Source organism: Streptomyces plumbidurans (assembly GCF_019857225.1).
Lineage (GTDB): Bacteria > Actinomycetota > Actinomycetes > Streptomycetales > Streptomycetaceae > Streptomyces > Streptomyces plumbidurans.
The window spans coordinates 29,368-46,321 of sequence record NZ_JAFJSY010000021.1 but is presented as its reverse complement, the minus strand read 5'-3'; the positions used below and the strand labels follow the sequence as shown (position 1 = coordinate 46,321).

Below are 16,954 nucleotides of genomic sequence, written 5' to 3'. Positions count from 1 at the left end.
TGTCACTCCTCGTGCCACGTCCGGGTGGACTCCGGCGGGTTCCAGCGCGTTCCATGGATTCCCGTGCGTTCCGTGGATTCCAGTGCCGCGATCACCGGCGCGCCCCCGCTCACCTGCAAGAAAGCTGACATCTACGGTCCCCGTTCCGGAGTCCGGTCGATGACGGCGCGCTGGAAAAGATCCTGGGCTCGCGAAGCGAACCAGCTTCTGGCCGTCCGGCCGGGGGTGCGGCCAGGCAGCGAGAACGGCGAAGAGCATGACAGGGCAACCGCGTACCGAGCACGCGTCGTACGCCACCGGCACCGGCGCGTCGAAGTCGTATCTCTTCCTCTGCCCAATGTGGGCGCCGGCCCGGGGCGGAGTGCCCGCGTTCAACCGGGTGTTCGCCACGGCGATGGCGGAGAACGGACACCGCACCGCGTGCCTGGTCCTGAGCGCCACCGCCGAGGAGCACGAGGACGCGCGGCGGTGCGGGGTGACCCTGCTGACCGCCGACCGGACCCCGGCCGGGCCCGACTTCCTGCTGCCCGCGGCGGCCGCCGTCGGCTTCGGTGCCGATGTGGTCGTGGGGCACGACCGGTTCAGCGGCAGTGCGGCGTGGGCCTACGCCCGCCTGTACACGTCCGCCCGGCTGGTCTACATCGCCCACACGGTGCCCGCGGAGATCGAGCGGTACAAGAACTCGGGGGCGGCCACCGCCCGGATCGAGGAACGGGAGCGGATCATCCGCGAACTCGGCGCAGCGGCCGATGTCGTGGCCGCGGTCGGCCCGCGGATCGCCCGCCGCACGGCCGACCTGCTCGCCGGCGACGGCAGCACGGCCGCCGACGGCGTCGTCCGGCTCGACCCGGGCATCACGCTGCCTCGTCATCCCTCCCGGCGTCCGCCCGCGACGCGGCACGTGCTGGTGCTCGGGCGCACCGAGGACATCGGTCTCAAGGGGCTGGACCTCGCCGCCCGTGCCGTCGCCGACGTGCCCGTACTGCCCGGACCACCGCTGACGCTCCTGGTCAGGGGGGCCTCCGCGGACGAGTGCGACGGGCTGCACAGCACCCTCGTGGAGGTGTCCCGGCTGGCCCGGGAACGCGTCGACGTCCGCCCCTACACCGTCGACCCGGCCGAACTGCGGCGAGACCTCACCCGGGCCGCGCTGTGCCTGATGCCCTCCCGGGTCGAAGGTTTCGGCCTGGTGGCCCTGGAGGCGATCGCCGCGGGCACACCGGCCCTCGTGAGCGGCAGCAGCGGCGCCGCCGAACTGCTGCGCGAGGTGCTGGGATTCGAAGCGGAACCGATGATCGTGGAGATGTCCGGCGACGAGGACACCGACGTACGCCGCTGGAGCAGCGCGATCGCCAAGGTGACCTCCGACCTCGACGCGGCCTTCGCCTACGCCGAGAAGGTGCGGACGGGACTGGCCGGGCGGCTCGACTGGCAGGCCACCGCCCGTGCGCTCGCCGCAGCCGTCGACCGTGCCGCCGACGCGGCCCCCGCTCGCGACGCTTCCCCTCCGTCGCCGGTCTGACGCGCCCGTACGCCCGGCATGCGAGGTCTGTCCACCGGTAACGCGGGTATGTACCCGACCGGAGCCGGCGTACCGGGGGAGGCGACGGAGATTCTGTCGGTGGTGGTCAACATCGTGGTCGGTCTCGTGACCAGTGTGATCAGCGGCGGCTGCGTCTGGCTGTGGCAGCGGGGCAAGCACGCCCGTGTACTGAGCCGGAAGGCGGCGTTCTTCGGGATCAGGCCCGGAGGGGAATGCCTGATCGTGATGAACCACAAGTACGACCGGCCCGGCAGCGCGGCCCACCGTGACGTACAGGCGATGGTCGAAGTGGCCACGCTGGCGAGCGAGTTGAACAGCCAGGTGACCGTGGAGGCGAGCGGCACCTTCCAGGAGAGCAACGACGACCGGACCGAGTTCTGCATCGGAGGGCCCTGGAGCGGCTCCAACTCCCGCACGGCCGGACACCTGGCCGCGCATCTGCCGGGGGTGTCCTGGCTGCCGTTCGGTTCCGGACCCGACTCCAGCGCGATCCTGGTCGGCGGCAACCGCTTCCTGTGGGACCGGGGGAACGAGGAGTACGCGCTCGTCGCCAAGTTCACGCCGCTGGAGTCGACCTGTCCGGTGTTCCTGGTCTGCGGGCAGAGTTCGCTGGCCAATCACGCCGCCGTCCACTTCCTCAAGCGCGCCCACACGCAGGTGGCGAGGGCCGTCCCGTCGACCGACCGGTTCGCCGTCGTCGTACGGATCTCGTCCATCGCCACCTACGGCTTCCAGCGCGCCGACTTCGAACGCGACGTCTCCGCCGCCGCGTTCGCCGCACCTGTCTGATCACGACGGTCGACGGCGGTGACGGTCACCGCCGCCGGACCGAAGAACTGGGGGCCGGCGGCCGGAGGTGCTCAGCCCGTCGCCACCTGGGCACCCGGGTCGGCGCCGGTGAACGCTTCGGCGACCTTCGTGACCAGCTTTCGGGCGTGCATGCCCCCGCCGATGCCGTGCGGTGCGAACAGCTCCACGGTGCGCGTCGTGCCCCGGTCCCACACGTACATGTGGATCGCGGTTCCGTTGCCCTGGCCGCCGCCGCTGAACTTGGGCACGAACACGCCCACCGAGAAGTCCGGCGGGTCGTCATCCAGGGCGGCGAACGGTGAGTCGTTGTCGGGGGTGAAGTATCCGCTCAGGTCGTTGCCCATCACCTTCGCCGCCACGCCGCCGAGCACCGAACCCACGCCCCGTGCGCTCTGCGCTCCCGTGCGGAACACCTCGGCGCACTGCTTCACCGAGAGCGCGGTCTTCAACTGAGCCTGCTTGCTTCCCATGTACCGACCTCTGAGTTTCGTGTACGGCATTCCGGCCGTCCCCACGGCGGGGGGCCTGGGCGCGCTGAAGGCGGTGGGTCCGGCGCCACGAGGGGGAAGGCCGGCCAACCCGTGTCTCCCCCTCGCCACGGGCATCACCCGTCCTGCCCCCTCGCGACGCAAGCAGCGTATGGGCGTGACAGGGGGCCCAAACAGCGTTGCCCGTTGCCAGATCAACCGGTCGCCGTGCAGCCCGCGCAGCGCGAGGCGGCCGCCACGCGGGCGTGCAACTCCCGCATCCCCGGCCGGGCCTGACGCCGGCGCAGCGCGCGGGCCAGCAGCTGCAGCTGGGACCTGACAGCGTGCGAACACAGTCCTTGTGCGTCCTTCAGCAGGCCGTCCATCACGGGGACGACGGCCGTCAACTGGCCGGACGCGGCGTGGCCGAGGGCGAGCCGCGCGGTGAACAGGGCACGCAACCTGGTCGCCCGGACCGGCAACTGCTTCAGACCTGCCTCGATCATGGCCGCGGCCTCGTCCGGCCGCCCGAGGTCGTACAGGCACCAACCGCCGACCAGGCCACCGAGACTCGGCGTGCACTGTGAGCCGACCACCAGCGCGGACGGGCGCAGCCGGGCGTCCGGGCTCTGCGCCGCTTCGGCACCGCGGCCCTCCCCGGCCCCGGAAGCGGTGGCCGCTTCGAGTAGTTCACCTGCCCGGTTCAGGGCCGCCGTGCAGCGATCGCCGTTTCCCTCCAGCGCCAGGCCCTGGGCCTCCCGCAGGGCCGCAAGGGCCAGGATGCGCGGTTTGCCGGCGCCCCGCCGACCGGCCTCGGCGGCGTACTCGGTGACCCGTCGTGCGTCTCCCTGGTACAGCGCCAGGCCGGCCCTGCGGATGAACGTGTGGTCGGCGAGGTCGAACGCCTGGGCTTCCCGGGCCACGGCCTCGGTGCGCCCGATCCATCGTTCGGCCTCCTGCCGCTTCCCGGACTCCTGCGCCATCCATCCGGCGAACTCGCAGTAGAACGCCAGCAGTTCGAGGTACTGACGGCGGACGGCCGGGGTCTGCGCCGCGCGGGCCAGCATCGTCAGCACATCCACCGCACTGCTCACCTGCCCCAGTACAGGGGCGGGCGACATGCGCTGCGCGAGCCGGCGCAACTCGTCCAGGTGGACGGCGAAGTGGGTGACGGACCGAAAGCCCTCCGCTTCGTCCTCCTCGGGCAACACGGCCGGGCAGAGGGCCGACGGAGGGGCCCCCACACCGTCGTCCGCAGCGGCCCGCAGTTCCTGGTCCGCTTCTCGGGACGGGGCGGAGCGGGAAGGCCCGGCCGCAGCGGCGGGCGCCGGCACCAGGACGGACAGCTCCCCACCGGCGTTCAGCGCCGCGTCGCAGAGCCGGGCGAGGTCCGGGCTCGGTTCCCGCCTTCCGTTCTCCACCCGGCTGAGCTGGGACGACGAGTAGTGGACGCGTCCGGCCAGCTCGGACAAGGAAAGGTTGGCCCTTATTCGGCGTAAGCGAAGGGCTTCCCCGAAGGCGACAGGTGGCAAGGCGGTACTCCTGCTCAAGAGGGTGAGTCAGGACGATATAGGCGACACTTGCTACTTGTCCGATGATTCCCGATGATCCTTTGAGATGCGAGCCCTGCTGGGGACCGCCCGGAATCCGGCCTGTTCGAGCCTCCCGGGGCTGTCGGCCGGTCGGTCGAGCGGTGCCTCCACCTCGTCGACCAGCCGTGCCAGCTCGGCCGGTGCATAGCGGTGGTGCAGCCGCAGGTACTGATGGCTGCTCAGTTGCGCGATGGCCGGAGGCAGTTCGTGCTCCTGCGGTAGATTGGCGTTCAGCAGGACCGGGATCACCCGCACCCCGCTGTGGAACGCCTGAAGGATCTCCCGGCGCACCCAGTCGGCCGGATCGTGCAGACGCGGCCTGCCGTCGCGGTCGGTGGCCTCCAGCCAGCGCGGACCGATCACTGCCAGCAGCACCGAGGACTTCTTCACCGCGTTCAGGATGGCGTGCGCGAAGTCCTCGCCCGGAGGAATCGACCGAGGGGCGCGGAAGACGGAATCCGGCCCGAGACGAGCGCACAGTGCGGTGTCGATCAGGGCCGCGCCGAACGGTTCGTCGCCCGTCCGGTAGCTGATGAAGACATGGGGCGAGGGGCGGCCGCCGGGCTGCCGGTCCACCGAAGCGGGGGTGTCAGTGCTCATGGGGGGATCGAAACGCAGGGCGGCGGGTGAAAAAAACGGCCCCAAGGTGAAAACGCCTTCCGCCCCTGCTCAGCAGCCCGATCCGGGTCCCGCGGTGCCGCCCGGCTTTACCGCCGTCTGGCACGAGCTGCGGTCGGGCCTGCGCCAGGTGCACCGGGTCATGGCGTGCGCCCTGCGCGAGGACCAGGACGGCGAGAACGAGGCACTCCTGGCAGTGGCCCGCGCCCCGGCCTTCGCCCCCTTCGGACCGCGGGACGACTGCACCGACACCGAGCGCGGACGCTGGCTGACCGACCGCGTCGTACGGGGCGTGCAGCAGGCCCGCGACACCGCTTCCGCCGTGGTGCCGGGCGGCCTGGGCGGCGCCGCGGGCCAGGCCCTGGTCTTCTGGTGCCTGCATGTCGCACTCGGCATCCCGGTCGACGAACTGGGCGCAGCTCAGGAAGGTGACATCGAGCCCCCGCTGCGGGGACGGGACCTGGCGCAGAAGATCGAGGGCCGGATGTGGCTCAGCGCCCGACCCACCGGCAGGGCCGCGCCCGGTGTCGTCACCCTGCACCACGAGGTGCAGGCCGCACTGCGCGACCGTTTCCCCGCAAGGGAGGACGGAAGCGACGACGAACTCGCGCGCGCCCGCTTCGGTTACGAATGGCGCCGCCTCGCCGGCCTCGGCCGGCAGTCGGAGCGTGATCTGTTGACCCTGCTGAGCACCCTCGCCGCCGAACCGCTGCCCGTCTCCTTCCTCGCCGAGGCATGGGGGCCGCTCCCGGAACCACTGCGCGACCTGGGAACCAGCACATCCCTGATGGCCCTGGCCCTGCGCCGGCTGCTCGACCGCGGCCTGCTGCTGGTGACATCCAGAGGGGACGGCATCCGGCTCGTCGGCATACCGCGGCCGTTGCATCCGCTGCCCGCCGGGACGCTGGACGCCGCGCAGCGCCGCCGCTGGGCCAACATCGCCCTGCGCTTCCTCGCCGTGGCCCTGCGCGGGGACACCCACGACCACGACTCCTGGCCCGAGTGGCGTGACGCCCTGCCCCATGTGCGGCACCTCGTCGCGCTGGCCGAGGAGTACGGCGAGGGCCTGCCGGAGGCGGCCGACCTGATGGACCGGCTCTCGGTCTTCCACCGGGTCCGCGGCGAGGACATGGAGGCCCTTCAGGCCGCCCACCGCGCCCTGCACCTCTACGACAGGGCGGGCCACCCCGCGCCGGTCCAGCACGCCACGTACCTCACCAACTACGCGATGGCCGTGCGCATGGCCGAAGGTCCCGCCGCGGCGCTGGAGCCCGTCGAGCGCGCGCTCGCCCTGGAGGTTGACCGATCCGACGCCGACCACGCCCAGACGCTCAACCTCTATGCCTCGATCCTGGAGAGCGCCGGCCGGACCCGGCAGGCGGACGAGGCCTTCCGGCAGGCCCTCGCCATGGCCCGCCGCACCTACGGCGACTCCGGAAGCGAGGAGGACGCCGAGGCACTGGCCATGGTCCTCAACGACTACTCCGTGCACCTGCTGCGCCACGCCCCCGAGCAGGGCCCCGCGGCCAGAGCCGTAGCCGAGGAGGTGCTGCGGATGCTGGACGAGGCCGAGCGCGTCTCCAGCCCGGGAGGCTACGGAACAGAGCAGATCCTGCTGAACCGCGCCGCGGCCCTGCGCCGGCTGGGCCGCCTCGACGACGCCCGCCAGGTTCTGGAACGGCTCGTCTCTCTGTGCGAGGAGTGGGACGAGCCCACGCTTCTGCTGTTCGCCGCCCTCGTCGACCTCTCCGAAGTCCTCGATGACCTCGGTGATCCGCGCCACACCGAAGTCCTGCGCCGGGCGCATCAGGTCGACGACCTGCTCGCTGCCGCGCAGTCCGCCTGAGGCCGCTTCCGGCGGCCCCCGCAAGCGGGGCCCAGCGGACCTCGTACCTCCCGGTCCTCCCTTCCGTTCCTCCTCTACGATTCGGAACGTGAAAATGTTGTGGACTCACGGCTGGGCGACCGGCAGGTGAGCAGGGGGTTCCAGTCGAAGACTGGTATTCCGCCTGATCGAGTACAACAGGCGGCGGACGCCGCCGGATGGAGAGCGTGACACGACATGGCGCAGCCGCCCCTCCTCCGCGATGTCATCGACATCAAGGAGTCCATCTCCACCTCGGACTTCGTGCTGTCGCTCGCCGAGGCGACGACGCCCGAGGGCGCCGAACACGCGCTCAAGGACTACGTCGTCACCGAGCGGCTGCTGGAGAACTTCGACGAGGCGCTGGCCCTCATCAAGTCCGCGCTCGACGGGCACCGCTCCAAGGCGGCTTATCTCCACGGCTCGTTCGGTTCCGGTAAGTCGCACTTCATGGCCGTGCTGTACGCGTTGCTCAGCGGCCACCCCGCCGCCCGCGCGCGCACCGAGTTCGACCCGGTGCTGACCAGGCACGAGTGGCTGACCACGGACGGCAAGAAGTTCCTGCTCGTCCCGTACCACATGCTCGGCGCCAAGGCCCTGGAGCAGCGCGTGCTCGGCGGGTACGTCACCCACGTCAAGAAGCTGCGCCCGGACGCCCCGACCCCGCAGGTCTACCGGACCGACTCGCTCTTCGCCGACATTCGCGCCATGCGCGCCGGCATGGGCGACGACGCCGTCATCCGCGGGCTCGGCGGCAGCGACGCGGACGACGGAGAAGAGGACGAGTGGGGCGAGGGCTTCGCCTGGACCCCGCAGCTCCTCGACACCGCGCTCGCCGCCGAGGAGAACCACGAGGCCGGCACCCCACTCGACCTCCGCAACCCCTCCACCCCGGCCGAACTGCGCGCCAAGCTGGTCAACGACGCCAGCACCACCCTCCTCCCCGGCTTCGCCAAGAACGCCGCCGAGGACGAGCACGGTTTCATCTCCCTGGACGCCGGGCTGTCGGTCATCGCCGAGCACGCCAAGTCGCTCGGCTACGACGGGCTGATCCTCTTCATGGACGAGTTGATCCTCTGGCTTGCCACCCTCATCCACGACCAGAAGTTCGTGGCCCGCGAGGCCAGCAAGATCACGAACTTCGTCGAGGGTGGCGACGCCCGCCGCGCCATCCCCATCGTGTCGTTCATCGCGCGCCAGCGCGATCTGCGCGAACTCGTCGGCGAGGAGGTCTCCGGCGCCGCCGAGTCCTCCATTCAGGACACCCTGAACCTCGCCTCCGGCCGGTTCGACAAGATCACCCTGGAGGACCGCAACCTCCCGCAGATCGCCCATGCCCGCCTCCTCAAGGCCAAGGACGCCGAGGCGGAACGGCTCGTCGACGCGGCCTTCGAGCAGACCAAGCGGGTCGGCACCCAGGTGTGGGACACCCTGCTCGGCTCCGAGAAAGGCACGACCGGCGCGGACGCGGAGTCGTTCCGGCTGACGTACCCGTTCTCACCGGCGTTCATGGACACCCTCGTCCACATCTCGTCCGCGCTGCAGCGCTCCCGTACCGGCCTGAAGCTGATGGGCCAGCTCCTCGCCGACCACCGGGGCGAGCTACGGCTCGGCCAGCTCATCCCGGTCGGCGACCTCTACCCGGTGATCGCGGAGGGCGGCGACAAGCCGTTCACCGACAGCCTGAAAGTCGTCTTCGAAGCCGCCGACAAGCTCTACAAGACCAAGCTCCGGCCTTACCTGCTCAGTTCGCACGACGTCACCGAGGACGACATCGAGCAGTACCTCAACCGGCCCGAGTCCCTCACCGATCCGCAGCGGGCCAACCGCTGCCGCATGTTCGTCGGCGACAACCGGCTCGTGTGCACCCTGCTGCTGTCCGCGCTCGCGCCCAGCGTGCCCGCCCTGGCCGAGCTGACCATCCGAAGGCTCGGCGCGCTCAACCACGGCTCGGTCCTCGCGCCGATCCCCGGCGCCGAGGTCGGCATCATCAAGAACAAGGTCGCCGAGTGGGCGGCCAGGTTCCCCGAGATCAAGGAGACCGGCACCGACGCCAACCCGGGTGTACGGCTCGAACTCTCCGGCGTCGACGTGGACTCCGTCATCGCCAACGCCCAGGTCAACGACAATCCCGGCAACCGAGCAGCGCTCGCCCGCCGCCTGCTGTCGGAGGAACTGGGCGTCGAACACGGCCAGTTGAGCGACCAGCTCGGCTTCACCTGGCGCGGCACCGCCCGCAGCGCGGAGATCGTCTTCGGCAACGTCGCCGACGAGGACGAGCTGCCCGACCACGACCTCATGCCGCAGCAGGAGGGCCACTGGCGCATCGCCATAGACCTTCCCTTCGACGAGGGCGAGTACGGGCCCCGCGAGGACGCCAACCGGATGCAGCGTCTGCGTGAGCGCCAGCAGGGCGAACGGTCCCGTACCGTCGCCTGGCTGCCCGCGCATCTGTCCGCACAGCGCTTCCAGGACTTCCGCCGCCTCGTCGTCATCGACAAGGCGCTCGCCGATGAGCACCGCTTCGACACCCAGTACGCCGGCCACCTCAACGCCGACAACCGCAGCCGCGCCAAGGGCCTCCTCGAAACCCAGCGCGAGGCGCTGCTCAAGCAGGTCAAGGGTCTCTTCAAGCAGGCGTACGGTCTCGCGCAGAAGCATGTCGCCGATGTCGTGCCCCCTGACTTCGACGACCACCTCGTCGCCCTCCCGGATGTCGACGGTCTCACCCTGTCCTTCGGACAGAGCCTGCACGACTGCATCCGGCATGTCGCGGGCAAGCTGCTCGCCCACCAGTACCCCGCACATCCCGACCTCGATCCCGACGGCACCGGCATCCCCGTCAAGTCCGCCGACACGAAAAGGGTGTTCACGCACGTCCGGGCCGCGGCCGAGGCACGCGACGGGCGGGTCGAGGTCCCGGCCGCCGACCGCAAGCTCATGCAGCGGATCGCGGGACCCCTGCGCCTCGGGCAGCAGAAGGAGGCGTACTTCGAGCTGTCCCGTTACTGGGCCGACCACTTCCGCCGGCTCGCCAGCGCTCAGGGCGTCACCGGCGACCTCTCCCTGATCACCCTGACCGACTGGACGGACAAGCCCCAACCGCGCGGCCTGCCCGACTTCATCGCCCGGCTCGTCGTCGCCGCCTTCGCCGAGATGGACGACCGGGTGTGGGTGCGCGGCGGCACGGTACTGGACCCCGCACCCGAACTGTCCGCCATCAAGGACCATGACGCGCTGCGCAGCCAGCCGCTGCCCGCCGAGTCCGACTGGGACGTTGCGCGCGGGCGCTTCGAGACGATCTTCGGGCAGAAGGCGCCCGCTCTGCGGCGGGGCCGGATGGTCAACCAGTTCGCCCGCCAGATCATCGAGTCAGCGCGCACCCTTCGGGACCACGCGGCGGACCTGGTGCACCAGTTGGAGACCCACGCCACCTTCCTCGGCCTCGACCAGACCGCCGACACGGGCCGGCTCGCCCTCGCCCGCCGTTCCCTGCAACTGCTGGACGCCCTCACGGCGGAGGCCGGCAAGGGTGCGGCCGGGGCGAAGAAGACGGTGGAGGCCCTGGCCTCCTTCGACCTGGGCGAGACCAGCGCCGACCGGTACGGCACCTCCATCAAGCAGGCCCGCAGCGTCGCGGAGGCCGTCGCCTCCGCACCCTGGAGCACCCTTGAACTGGCCTCCGGACTCGGCCCCGAGGGCGAGGCACTGCTCGACTCGCTGCGCAACGTGGCCCGCGACGACCAGCGCACCGCGGACCTCCGTGACGCGCTGACCCGCACCCAGCGCGAGGTCGTTGCCCTGGTGAGGCGCAGCCAGTCCGCCGCCACCCCGCCCCCTCCCGTCGCGCCCCGGCCCACGGCCGACGACCTGTCCCTGAACACGGCGACCAGCGACCCGCGCATCCCCTACGTGCCGCAGGAGACTCCCGAAGCGGTCCCCCCGGGCAGCGGTAGCGGGCGGACGTCCGGCGGGCGCCGTACGACCGTGGCACGCGCCGCCGCCGACCTGCAGACGGAACTGTCCGAACTCGCCGCCCGCCATCCCGACGCGACCATCGAGATCACCTGGAAGGTCGTCGAATGACGGACACCGTCGCAGCCGCTCCCGGCGCCGTCCGGCTGAACACCGCGACCGTCACCCAGTACCTGTCCTCGCAGACCTCCCTCGCCGCCTCCCTGGCGGGGGAGGGCAGGCGCCGCGTCGTACTGCTGCGGTCCACGCCCCAGTGGGACGGGCCCGCCGAACCCGCGTGGGGCGAGGGCCGCACGGCCGGCATCGCGGTGGCCCCCTCACCCCTCGCCGTCCACGAACTCGTCCTCGACCACCTGGCAGGCCGACGACCCGGCCCCGCCGTCCTGGTCGTCCTGACCGACCGCGAACAGAACGAACTCGACCCGGCGATCCTCGCCCGCGTCCACAAGCTGCGCATCGACATGGTCGACGGCTGGGACGTCGTGCGGGAGGCCTTCGGCGCCCGGCAGATCGACCCGCGCCTCAAGGACGTCAACTGGGCCGCCGAAGCACTGCTCGACGCCACCCCGCCTGGCGGCTGGCCGCCCGTGCCCGGCGGCTGGCTCTCCCGGCAGTACGCGCTCACGGCGCTCGCCCAGCGCCGCCTGCGCCTGGGCCGCTACGACACCGAGGGCGGCACACAGCGCCCCGGCGACGACCGGCTCGACGCGCAGACCCTGCTGCACTGGTCGACCCGGCCGGGCGCGCCCGAGCGTCTGTCGGGGCTGCGTGGCCCCGAGCGTGCCGGACTGTCCGCCTTCCTCGCCGAGGAGGATCAGGCCGGTCTCGCCGGACGTGCCGTGCTCGCTCTCGTCGACGCCGAGCGCGGCGCGGACGCCGCCGCCTTCGGCCTCGTATGCGCGGCGCTCTGGCAGCACGCCGAGCCCGCCCCCGAGACGTATCAGGCGCGAGGCCGAGCCGAACGCTACTTCGGCGACCAGCCCCCTGCCGCCGGCGAACAACTCGACGCCCTGGTGGTCGTCTTCGGCCGCTTGGCCGAGGAGTACGTGACCATGCTGCTGACAGCCGGACACCGCACCAGCGGCGCCGATGCCGACCAGGCCCGCGAGGCACGCCGCACCACGGGCATCGTGCTCGACCGGGCGGCCGTGCTGGCCCGCCAGTTCGGCGCGCAGGCAGCCGCCGCCGCGAGCCCTGTCCTGCGCGGCGGTCTGGAGGCCCGGTTCACCGCCGTCGGGCAGGCACTCGCGGCGGGTGCCACGCCCGCGGTCGCCGACGCCGTACGACGCCTGGCGGACCACCGGCTCGCCGGCGATCCGGAGGAGTCGGCCCGCATCGAACGCGCGCGCATGGGGCAGCGTCTCGCCCGCTGGCTGGCCACCGAGCCGCCCACCGAGGCCGCCACTGTGGCCGACGCCATCCAGCGGCATGTCACCGAGACCGGCTGGGTCGATCTCGCCCTGGAGCACATCGAGGCCGGCGGCGACCCGGACCCCGTCCTCAAGGCCGCCTACGACACCCTCGGCACACGCGTCAGGGAGCGGCGGCGGCACATCGACGCATCCTTCGGACGCGCACTCGCCGCATGGACGGAAGCCGGCACCCAGCCCGGCGCCATGCTCACCGTCGAGACCTTCCTCAGCCGCGTGGTCGGACCGATGGTGCGGCGTGCGGAGGAGCGGCGGGTACTGCTGCTCGTGCTGGACGGAATGAGCGCGGCCATAGCGAACGAACTCGGCGAGGAACTGCGCCGTTCCTGGGCGGAGTTCGACCCCTTGCCGGAGGGCGGTCCCGTCCGCAGGGCGATGGCCGCGGCCCTGCCCACCGTGACGGCCGTGTCCCGTACCTCGCTGTTCGCGGGCACCTTGATGAAGGGCACCCAGGCCGACGAGAAGCGGCTCTTTCCCGCCCTGAAGGTGTGGGGCGGGGCCTCGGCCGCCGTGTTCCACAAGGACGATCTGCGCACCGAGACGGCGGGCGACACCTTCGGCCCGGCCCTCACAGAAGCACTCGCCGACGGCACAACCCATGTCGCCGTCGTCCTCAACGCCATCGACGACCGCCTCGCCAAGGAACAGAAGCTCGGCGACGGAGCGTGGCGGGTCGACGACGTACCCGGCCTGCGCGACCTGCTCCGGGTGGCCGCGGCCCAGGGGATGGCCGTCATCGTCACCAGCGACCACGGTCACGTCGTCGACCGTCACGGCACAAAGGCCGACGCCGCCACCGAGCCCGCGTCGGCGCGCCACCGCCTTCCCGGCGGCGGCCCGCTCGGCGAACGGGAGATCGCCCTTTCCGGGCCGCGCGTGGTGTGGCCCGAACCCGGCGCCTCCATCGTTGCGCTCTGGGATGCCGACTCCCGCTACACCGCGCTCAAGGCCGGTTACCACGGCGGGGCTTCCCTCGCCGAGTTCACGATTCCGGTGCTTGCCTTCCTGCCGTTCGGGGCAGAACCCCCGAAGGACTGGCGGGAGTTGGGAGACCAGCAGCCGGTCTGGTGGGCTCCCGACGAGACGGGCAGGCCGGTTCCGGTCGAACGTGTGGGGCAGACGGCCGACGCAGCCACGAGGAAGGGGCCCGCCAAGTCACGGAAGAAGCAACCTGGTCCAGGGACGCTTCCCGAGGCGCTCTTCGACGTACCTCCGACACCCCAGGGAGACGACGCTCTTGTCGCACCCACCGTCGTTTCGCGGACCGAGGCGCTCGTGACGGCGCTGCTCGCATCGGACACATACCAAGCACAGCTCGAGGGCCTGGCCCGCAAGCCACAGCAGGAGCAGGTCCACAAGGCCATCAGCGCTCTGCTCGACGCGGGCGGCACCCTGCCGGCGACCGCGCTGGCCCAGCGTGCGGGCATGCCCACCGCGCGCGGCGACGGCTTCGCGGCGGTCCTGCGGCAACTCCTCAACTTCGACGGCGTACAGGTGCTGGAGACGCTGCCGGACGGGCGCACCCTGCGGCTCCACGAGGCTTTGCTGCGCGAGCAGTTCGCCCTTCGAACGGGTTGACGGTGTCCGGGGTGCCTCCAGGTGAACGCCGGAGGCACCCCGGACGCCGCGGGCCTCAGACCACGAACGCCCGCAGCACAGTCGCGAAGGTCGTCAGCTCGTCGAGCAGTTCCTGCGGGAGCGGCTTCTCGTCGAAGTGGGCGATCCGGTTGCGGATGTCCTTCACTCGCTTCAACCGCCCGATGAACTGCTCCCGGGGCATGTTGGGCCACTTCAGCGCTTGCCAGTTGGCGTCGGCGCGTTCGGCCAGCGAGGTCTTCGTCTGGTCGCCGTCCAGGAGCCTCAGATAGTCGCCGAACATCAGGTCGGACACCTGGCCGCTGCGGTGTTCCGGCTTCTTGTTCGTCTGGACGGCTTTGACGGTCTCCGTGTCCAGGGCCGCGCCTAGGCAGCGGCGCAGCAGGGACTCGATCTCGCCCACGATGAAGAATGGGCGCGCCGCCCCCTCGAAGCGTTCCGTGACGTCCGCGGCAGTGATGATGCCCGAAAGACAGCCGTCGTCACCGCGGACGAGCAGGTAGCCGTGTTCGCGGATGACCGGGAGGGCGGCGAAGAACTCCTGGCGGGCGTCGTGGACCGGCAGCGAGTCCTTCTCCATCGCGTTGTCGAGCGTGGCCTGCTTGCCCGCCTCGTACATCTTGGCCACCGACCCCCAGGTGACGACCCCGTGAACCTGCGCCATGCCGGTGGTCACCGGCACCTGGGAGAGGCCCTTCGTGCGCATGAGGAAGGTCGTCTGGGACAGGGGTGTGCCGGGGCCCACGGACACCAGTCCGCGCCGGGCCGACGGCATGTCGCCGAGCAGCAGACGCTGCGGCAGGGCGTGCGAAGGCAGCGCCTCGTCCGCCTCGTCGGCCTCACCCTCCGGTTCGGCGGGCGTGCGCTGTGCGGGAACGGCCGTCAGCGGCACGACGTCGACAGTGCTGCGCAGACCGCAGACAGCGAAGTCCGGCAGCGTGGTCAGCCCGGCATCCGTCAGTGCCTGCGAGATCTGGTGCACCGTGCGATGGTCGCGGACCCTGACCTGGAAAAGGTCGAGGATCTCCTGCACCGACACGGTCCTGCCCTTGAGCGATGTCACGTCCCGCTCGTGTGGCCTGGTGGTCATCGCGCGTCGCCCTCCGGCAGATCGCGGAGCATCGTCCGCTTGCCCATGGCCGAGTGCACCAGGTCCTGCAACTGCTTGGAACGGTCGTGGTAGAAGCGCTCGTAGTCGTTCTCACGCAGCGCGTCAGGGTCGATCAAATGCGTGGTCAGGACGTCGTCGAACCACTCGGGACGCATGTCGGACGCCGCGATCATCGTGGACAGGTACGACGACGGCGCCCCTGTCATGTCCATCGCAGCACGGTAGGACAGGGGGGTCTTGTTCACGATCGAACTCGTGGGCAGCCCGCCGCTGTTCCCCCGCCGGAACCATGTCTTGGGGAAGATCTGCCGGATGTCCACGCCATACTCGTCGAGCCGACCGGGGTTGAGGGGCGCGCCCGTGTGGTGCCAGTCGACGGCCCCCTGCTTGATCAACAGGGCGTAAATGCCTTTGTAGGCCGCACTGTTGCGGGTGGTGAGAGTGTCGAGGCGGTCGGCGAAGAAGAACGCCTCGGTCACCGTCTCAGGCGCCCTGTCATCCTGCGCGATCCAGGGGACGAGCTGCTCCACGTCCTTGGTGAAGCGCGTCTCCGTGGAGCCGCCGTACATCTCCCCGAGGACCCCGCACCAGTACCACTGCTCGATCCTCTCCTCCGCGCCCAGACCGTCCGTCCCCGTGTCGAGGATGGCGCGGACGGCGGCGAGCGGGACGAGCTGGGTCTTGTACGGCAGATCGGCCGGCCGGACGATGCACTGACGCTCCAGGAAGTCCCCCACCCAGGCGAAGGCATCGGCGAGCTTGGGCGCAAGGCGCACGAAATCGGCCAGGGGGAGTTCGAGAAGGTCGCGGCGCTTGCAGGACACCGTAGTTCCGATGCCCTTCTGCTTGCGCTCCCAGGTGCGTACCAGCGCGATCGCCTGCAGGAAGTCGATGCTGCTCAGCCCGTTCTCGAGACCGCTGTCCAGACGGCCGAAGACGGGATACTTGCTCGCCAGCGCCTGCTTGATCTCCCGCCACACCTCGGGCAACTGGTAATAGTCCCCGGTGCGTTCGACGTAGTCGCGGTCCCCGGCGTAGGTCGCCGTGAGCAGTTCGAAGACGTTGAGGGGCACACCGCCCGTGTTGACCCGCTCGAACACCGCGCAGACAGCGTCCATGGAGGTGGAGGCGGCCAGCCGGATCATCGGGACCTGAAAGGCGCGGACCTGCTGAAGGACCGCCTCGTCGAACTGGCCCCACAGGTCCCAGTTGCGGTCCTCGTCCGCCTTGATGTACGCCCTCTTCCAATCGTTCACGCGCTGGGCGTCGAAGACGAAGTGCAGAGGGAAGAGGCCGGCCGCGCACTCGGCCTCGGTCGTGCTCAGATCCAGCACCACGGTGCGGTTGAAGTCCGTCCGGAGCACTTTGTCGGCCGGAACGGAGACGACCGCCTCGTCGCGGTCCGCGGACGGTCCCACGGCCTTCGCGATATCGACGTAGTACCAGCGCTGGATGGCCTTGCCCCGGGCGTCCGCCGTCTCCACCGGTGCGTCCAGCCACAAGGACTGGAACAGCGAGGTCAGGCGCTGCTGCCCGTCCAGCAGCAGAAGGTCGGCCTCCGGGTCGCTTTCCGGCCGCGCGCCGGTCAGGGTCCGCGAGCGGAACCGGGTGGCGCCGCCGGTCTGCAGCGTCATCACGACACCAAGTGGATAGTCCAGGGTGACCGTCGCGATGATCGCCCGGATCCGGTCGTCGTCCCACTTCCAGTTCCGCTGGAAGTCGGGCAACTGTAAGGAGCCCGAGGCGACATCCGCCAGAACGTCCTTGAGTTTCACGTTGTCGAGGGCCGCCATGTGACACCACTCCCCGCGCCGATAGTTGTACGGAGAGTGATTTCAGCAGCGGCTGAGGGTGACCGTCAACCGATTCAACGAAGTGGGCGGCACCGCCGGCGACAAGCGCTGGCGCACTCCCGTTCCGCTCTCGGTCTCCCGGCACGGATATGCCC

10 protein-coding genes are annotated in these 16,954 nt (G+C 70.8%); 5 read left to right on the top strand and 5 right to left on the bottom strand.

The window, feature by feature from the left end; all coding sequences use genetic code 11:
- Positions 1 to 256: 256 nt before the first annotated feature.
- A complete protein-coding gene (locus JYK17_RS16485; RefSeq protein ID WP_108006164.1) occupies positions 257 to 1,522 on the top strand; it encodes a glycosyltransferase family 4 protein in 1,266 nt (421 codons plus the stop codon).
- Positions 1,523 to 1,570: 48 nt separating this feature from the next.
- Complete coding sequence (locus JYK17_RS16480; protein ID WP_234548252.1) at positions 1,571 to 2,332, top strand: hypothetical protein; 762 nt, start codon at positions 1,571 to 1,573, stop codon at positions 2,330 to 2,332.
- A gap of 71 nt (positions 2,333 to 2,403) precedes the next feature.
- Here the strand turns inward: JYK17_RS16480 and JYK17_RS16475 are convergent, their stop codons facing one another.
- The 3 genes from JYK17_RS16475 to JYK17_RS16465 form a co-directional block, all read right to left on the bottom strand.
- A complete protein-coding gene (locus JYK17_RS16475) occupies positions 2,404 to 2,823 on the bottom strand; it encodes a hypothetical protein (RefSeq protein ID WP_108006162.1) in 420 nt (139 codons plus the stop codon).
- A gap of 212 nt (positions 2,824 to 3,035) precedes the next feature.
- Complete coding sequence (locus JYK17_RS16470) at positions 3,036 to 4,352, bottom strand: helix-turn-helix domain-containing protein (RefSeq protein WP_222810632.1); 1,317 nt, start codon at positions 4,350 to 4,352, stop codon at positions 3,036 to 3,038.
- Positions 4,353 to 4,403: 51 nt separating this feature from the next.
- On the bottom strand, positions 4,404 to 5,012 hold the full coding sequence (locus JYK17_RS16465) for a toll/interleukin-1 receptor domain-containing protein (protein WP_222810631.1): 609 nt from the start codon (positions 5,010 to 5,012) through the stop codon (positions 4,404 to 4,406).
- A gap of 46 nt (positions 5,013 to 5,058) precedes the next feature.
- Here JYK17_RS16465 and JYK17_RS16460 point away from each other — a divergent pair, with 46 nt between their 5' ends.
- The 3 genes from JYK17_RS16460 to pglZ all read left to right on the top strand — a co-directional run bounded on the left by JYK17_RS16460 (position 5,059) and on the right by pglZ (position 13,877).
- The gene (locus JYK17_RS16460) at positions 5,059 to 6,876 is read left to right on the top strand and encodes a tetratricopeptide repeat protein (RefSeq protein WP_222810630.1); all 1,818 of its coding nucleotides are present in this window, start codon (positions 5,059 to 5,061) and stop codon (positions 6,874 to 6,876) included.
- A 216-nt stretch (positions 6,877 to 7,092) separates the two neighbouring features.
- On the top strand, positions 7,093 to 10,980 hold the full coding sequence (gene pglY / locus JYK17_RS16455; RefSeq protein ID WP_222810629.1) for a BREX-2 system ATPase PglY: 3,888 nt from the start codon (positions 7,093 to 7,095) through the stop codon (positions 10,978 to 10,980).
- The gene (gene pglZ / locus JYK17_RS16450) at positions 10,977 to 13,877 is read left to right on the top strand and encodes a BREX-2 system phosphatase PglZ (RefSeq protein ID WP_108006152.1); all 2,901 of its coding nucleotides are present in this window, start codon (positions 10,977 to 10,979) and stop codon (positions 13,875 to 13,877) included. Before pglY ends, pglZ begins: the two co-directional genes overlap by 4 nt.
- A gap of 55 nt (positions 13,878 to 13,932) precedes the next feature.
- Here the strand turns inward: pglZ and JYK17_RS16445 are convergent, their stop codons facing one another.
- Positions 13,933 to 14,985 (bottom strand): CBS domain-containing protein, encoded by a 1,053-nt coding sequence (locus JYK17_RS16445; RefSeq protein ID WP_108006150.1) that lies wholly within the window; start codon positions 14,983 to 14,985, stop codon positions 13,933 to 13,935.
- Complete coding sequence (locus JYK17_RS16440; RefSeq protein ID WP_128801435.1) at positions 14,982 to 16,799, bottom strand: DUF262 domain-containing protein; 1,818 nt, start codon at positions 16,797 to 16,799, stop codon at positions 14,982 to 14,984. The genes JYK17_RS16445 and JYK17_RS16440 overlap by 4 nt, the downstream gene beginning before the upstream one ends.
- Positions 16,800 to 16,954: the final 155 nt, after the last annotated feature.

What these genes read in the sequence shown, in the direction of transcription:
- JYK17_RS16480 (WP_234548252.1), top strand. Translation starts at nt 1,571, where the DNA reads ATGTACCCGACCGGAGCCGGCGTACCGGGGGAGGCGACGGAGATTCTG.
- JYK17_RS16440 (WP_128801435.1), bottom strand. Translation starts at nt 16,799, where the DNA reads ATGGCGGCCCTCGACAACGTGAAACTCAAGGACGTTCTGGCGGATGTC.
- pglZ (WP_108006152.1), top strand. Translation starts at nt 10,977, where the DNA reads ATGACGGACACCGTCGCAGCCGCTCCCGGCGCCGTCCGGCTGAACACC.
- JYK17_RS16485 (WP_108006164.1), top strand. Translation starts at nt 257, where the DNA reads ATGACAGGGCAACCGCGTACCGAGCACGCGTCGTACGCCACCGGCACC.
- pglY (WP_222810629.1), top strand. Translation starts at nt 7,093, where the DNA reads ATGGCGCAGCCGCCCCTCCTCCGCGATGTCATCGACATCAAGGAGTCC.
- JYK17_RS16465 (WP_222810631.1), bottom strand. Translation starts at nt 5,012, where the DNA reads ATGAGCACTGACACCCCCGCTTCGGTGGACCGGCAGCCCGGCGGCCGC.
- JYK17_RS16475 (WP_108006162.1), bottom strand. Translation starts at nt 2,823, where the DNA reads ATGGGAAGCAAGCAGGCTCAGTTGAAGACCGCGCTCTCGGTGAAGCAG.
- JYK17_RS16445 (WP_108006150.1), bottom strand. Translation starts at nt 14,985, where the DNA reads ATGACCACCAGGCCACACGAGCGGGACGTGACATCGCTCAAGGGCAGG.